At 71.7% G+C, this 4,405-nt stretch carries 3 protein-coding genes and 1 pseudogene; 1 reads left to right on the top strand and 3 read right to left on the bottom strand.

Going from position 1 to position 4,405, the window contains the following annotated elements; all coding sequences use genetic code 11:
• A partial coding sequence (locus tag ROTAS13_RS20115; protein WP_139323456.1) for an MFS transporter occupies window positions 1–780 on the top strand: 780 nt, incomplete at its 5' end.
• A gap of 126 nt (window positions 781–906) precedes the next feature.
• On the opposite strand, the gene ROTAS13_RS20110 is transcribed toward ROTAS13_RS20115, so the two are convergent.
• The 3 genes and pseudogenes from ROTAS13_RS20110 to ROTAS13_RS20100 form a co-directional block, all read right to left on the bottom strand.
• Window positions 907–1,173 (bottom strand): hypothetical protein, encoded by a 267-nt coding sequence (locus ROTAS13_RS20110; RefSeq protein ID WP_019460764.1) that lies wholly within the window; start codon window positions 1,171–1,173, stop codon window positions 907–909.
• A gap of 63 nt (window positions 1,174–1,236) precedes the next feature.
• Window positions 1,237–4,041 carry a [protein-PII] uridylyltransferase gene (locus tag ROTAS13_RS20105; RefSeq protein WP_099781667.1) on the bottom strand — a complete coding sequence of 935 codons (2,805 nt, stop codon included), beginning with the start codon at window positions 4,039–4,041 and terminating at the stop codon, window positions 1,237–1,239.
• Window positions 4,041–4,405 (bottom strand): annotated as a pseudogene (locus ROTAS13_RS20100) (DNA mismatch repair protein MutS); the annotation flags it as partial. The pseudogene ROTAS13_RS20100 and the gene ROTAS13_RS20105, both read right to left, overlap by 1 nt.

Raw genomic sequence — 4,405 nt, 5'->3', positions numbered from 1 at the left:
GCCCTGGGCGGCGCGGTGGTAGGCTGGGCCGGGGCGGCGCCGGCCTATGCCCTGGCCACGGCGCTGTCGTTGCTGGCGGCACTGCTGCTCCGCAGTCTGCCGGACGGCACGGGGCATGGCAGGGGCCAGCGGAAACGGCGCCATCCCCTGGCCGAGCTGCGTGAGGGGGCGGTCTTTGTGCTGTCGCATTCGCTGCTGCGCCCGGTGCTGGTCACGGCGACGCTGTTCAACACCGCCTGGTTCCTGCTCCAGGCCGTCTATGTGGTTTATGCGGTGGAACGGCTCGGGCTGGGGGCCGGGGGAGTCGGCCTGACCCTGGGCCTCTATGGGCTGGGCATGGTGGCGGGTGCCGCGGTCGCGCCCCGGCTGATGCACAGGTTGACCTTCGGGGCGACCATCGCCCTGGGGCCATTGGGGGCGCTGCTGGCCTCGCTGCTGATGCTGGCGACCCTGGCCTGCCCGCCGGGCACCTGGCCCGGCGCCGCGCTGGCGGGGATGTCCTGCCTGCTTTTCGGCGCGGGGCCGATCCTCTGGACCATCGCCACCACCACCCTGCGGCAATCCGTCACGCCACCCGGGCTGCTGGGCCGGGTCTCGGCCACGATCGTGACGGCGACCTTCGGCGCCCGTCCGCTCGGCGCGGCACTGGGGGCTCTGCTGGCGAGCCAGGGCGGCATGGAAGCCTGTCTCTGGGCTTCGTCGCTGGGTTTCGCCGCGCAGTTCCTGGTGCTGTCACGCTCGCCGGTGCCGCGCCTTGCCCGTCAGCCCGACATGGCCTGACACGGACAGGAGCCCGGTCCGGCTCTGGGCGAGAGGCGCTGCCTCTCGCCCAGGGATAAAGCCCGATCCAGGTTCCGGTGCACGAGGGGGCTGTGGCAAGGCCCGGCCGGGGCCTTCGCCCCGCGATCAGTCCTTCCCGCCCGGGGAATCCTTCTGACCCTCGCCGGCCGTGTCCTGGCGGACGCCGATATTCACCGGGCCGCTGCTCTTCTCGCCCGGCTTCCCGGCGACCGAATCCTCCGTCTCGCGCTCGTAGTCGGCGGGGTTCACGCCCTTGCTCTTCGGGTCGTGCTGTTCGTCATTGGGGTCGTGCGGCCCGACATTGGACGGGCGCGCGGTCTTGGTGCCGCCGCCCCAGTTCTTGAATTCCTCGCTCAGGGTCTCTTCGGCCATGGATGAAGCCTCCTCAAAGGAGGACAACGCCGGGCGGGGGTGAGGGTTGTGGGGAAGGGGGCATCAGGAAGCGGCGCCCACCACCGCCACGGGGCCTTCCGCGATCCGCTCCGCCACCGGGGAGAGAGCGCCCAGCAGAGCGGAACGCAGCGAGGCCAGCTTGCGCTCGTTCTCCACCTTCAGGCCGAACACGTCCTTCACGTAGAAGACGTCCACCGCCCGCACGCCATAGGTGGTGATATGGGCCGAGGCGATCTGCAGCCCCTGCTCGCTGATCGCGGTGGTGACGTCGTGCAGCAGGCCGGGCCGGTCGCGCGCGTTCACCTCGATCACGGTGTGGGAGGCGCTGGCGTGGTTGTCCAGCACCACGCGCGGCGGGACGGTCACGGCGCGCAGGCGCGAGGGTTCGCGCCGCACCTTGCGGATCTCGTTCAGCAGGCGGATCTGGCCGGACAGCGCCTGCTCGATGAGGACCGAGAGCCGGGCCAGACGGTGCGGCGCCTCCAGCATCCCGCCATTGGCGTCCTGCACCCAGAAGGTGTCGAGCGCCATGCCATTGGTCATGGTGTGGATGCGGGCGTCCACGATGCTCGCCCCGCCCAGCGCCAGCGCGCCCGCGACCTGGGCAAAGAGGCCCGGATGGTCGGCGGCATAGACCGTCACCTCGGTCACGGCGCGGGATTCCAGCACGCGGGTCCGCACCGTCAGGGGGGCGCCGGTCGCCTCGGCCTCCCGCATCATGGTGGCGTGCCGGGCATGGGTGGCGGCGTCGAAGGAAAGCCAGTAGCCCGGGTAGCCGGCGCCCAGGAAGCGTTCCACCGCCTCCTTCGGCCATTCGGCGAGCAGCGAGGCGGCGGCCTGCTTGGCCCGGGCCACGCGCACGTCGCGCTCCGGCACGGAAAGCCCGCCGGCCAGAACCTCGGCCACGCGCCAGTAGAGCTCGCGCAGCAGGGTGGCCTTCCAGCCGTTCCAGACCTTGGGGCCCACGGCGCGCATGTCGGCGACGGTGAGCACCAGCAGCAGGCGCAGCCGCTCGGGCGACTGCACCACCTCGGCCAGGTCGAGGATGGTCTTGGGGTCGTCGATGTCGCGCTTGAAGGCGGTCTGGCTGACCAGGAGATGGTTCAGCACCAGCCAGGAGACGGTCTCCGTCTCCTCCGGCGTCAGGCCCAGGCGCGGGCAGATGTCGAGGGCGATGGCGGCGCCGAGCTCGGAATGGTCGCCGCCGCGGCCCTTGGCGATGTCGTGCAGCAGCGTCGCGACATAGAGCGCGCGGCGGGACTGGATCTGCCCGATCAGCTCGGAGGCCACGGGGGCGATGTTGTCCAGCCCGCCCTCGTCGAGCCCGTTGAGGACGCGCAGCGCCTCGATCGTGTGCTCCTCGACCGTATAGACGTGGTAGGTGTCGAACTGCATCAGCCCGACGATGCGCGCCCAGTCCGGCAGGTAGCGGGACAGGAAGCCGACCTCGTTCAGCACGCGGGTCCAGCGGGCGGAATGCGGGCCGGTCAGCAGGTTCAGGAACAGGTCCCCCGCCGCCGGGTCGTCGCGCAGCTTCGAGGCATGCCGGGCCGAGCGGATCAGCGCCCGCTGGGTGAGGGGGTGCAGCTCCAGCCCATGGTCGCGGGCGGCGCAGAGCAGGCGGAGCATGATCGCCGGGTCGGCGGCGATGTCGTGGCCGGCGGCGAAGATCGCCTTGCCGTCCGCCAGCGCCACGCCGGCGGCCGCGAGATCCGGGCTGCCGGCGGGGACCAGCGCCGGCGGCCCCATCGTGGCGCGCTCGATCGCCGGTTCCAGCAGGCGCGACAGGCGCACCACGTCCCGCGCGGTGAGGAAGAAGTGCTTCATGAAGCGCTCCACCCCGTCCTGCTTGCCGTGCCGGGTATAGCCCATGCGGGCGCCCACCACCGGCTGCAGGTCGAAGGTCAGGCGTTCCTCGGCACGGCCGGTGACGTAGTGGAGGTGGAAGCGCACCGTCCAGAGGAAGCTCCAGGCGCGGCGGAAGGCGCGGGCCTCGTCGGCCGTGAGCAGGCCGCCGCCCGGGCTGTCCTTGCCGACGAGCTGCCACATCTTCTGCGTGCCGAAGGCATAGCTGGCGAACCAGTACATGGTCTGGAGGTCGCGCAGGCCCCCGCGCCCCTCCTTGATATGAGGCTCCACCAGATAGGGGCTGTCGCCGTAGCGCTTGTGGCGCTGCTGCCGCTCCGTCCGCTTGGCGGCGAAGAACTGGCCGATGCCCCATTCCCGCCGGGCCGTGGCGAAGCCCTCGGCGAACTCGGCAAAGATCGGCTGCTCGCCGGACAGGAAGCGGGCCTCCAGCAGCGCCGTCTGCACCGTGGCGTCGGCGCGCGCATCCTCCAGGCATTCGGCGATGGAACGGGTGGCGTGGCCGACCTTCAGCCCCAGGTCCCAGAGCAGGTAGAGCATGAACTCCACCATCCGCTGCCCGCTGGCGCCCAGCGGCTGGCGGGAGACGAAGAGCAGGTCGATGTCGCTGAAGGGCGCCAGCACGCCGCGGCCATAGCCGCCGGTGGCGGCCAGGGCGAAGGCGGGCTCGCCCTCCGCCTGTCCCACCACGGCGAGACTGTAGTCGTGGATCGAGCGGATCAGCCCGTCCATCAGCGCGCCGAGGCGGCGGCCGGCGATCAGCCCGGGCAGGGCGCCCGCCTCGAACTCCTCCTGCACGCTGGACTGCACCCGGCCGAGGCGGCGGCGCAGCAGCAGCAGCGCGGCGTCGCGGGGAACGGGGGTGCGCGCCTCCATCCCGCCGCCGGAGCCCGCCGGGGGAAGCAGAGCATCGATCAGGGCCTGCATGTCCTCAGGGGAGCAGGCTGCCGCGGTGTCCTGGCTGTCGCCGAAGAGTTTCATCAACGTGAAGATAGGATGGGCTGGGGCGACTTGACAGTCACCTCCGCTGCACCTGCGAGGCTTTTGAGCCGGTAGAGGGCCTCCAGGGCCTCGCGCGGGGACATGGCATCGGGGTCCATCGCCTCCAGGCTCTCGCGCAGGGCCTTGTCCGGGGCCGCTGGTTCCGGGTCCGTATGGAATCTCCCATCCCATGCAACACCCGGCGAAAAATGCTGCGGTGCCGGGTCCACGGGGTCCGGCCGGGCGGCCCGCAGCAGCGGCAGTTCCTCCTCCAGCGGGTCGAGGCCCTTCGCCCGGGCCTCCAGCGCCGCCAGCACCGATTCGGCCCGCGCCACCACCGCGCGCGGCACGCCGGCCAGCCGGG

The sequence above is a fragment of the Roseomonas sp. TAS13 genome, from assembly GCF_001950415.1.
In the GTDB taxonomy this organism is placed as follows: Bacteria; Pseudomonadota; Alphaproteobacteria; order Acetobacterales; family Acetobacteraceae; genus Roseomonas; species Roseomonas mucosa.
The sequence above is the reverse complement of the archived record's forward strand: the minus strand, read 5'-3'. Positions and strand labels throughout refer to the sequence as shown.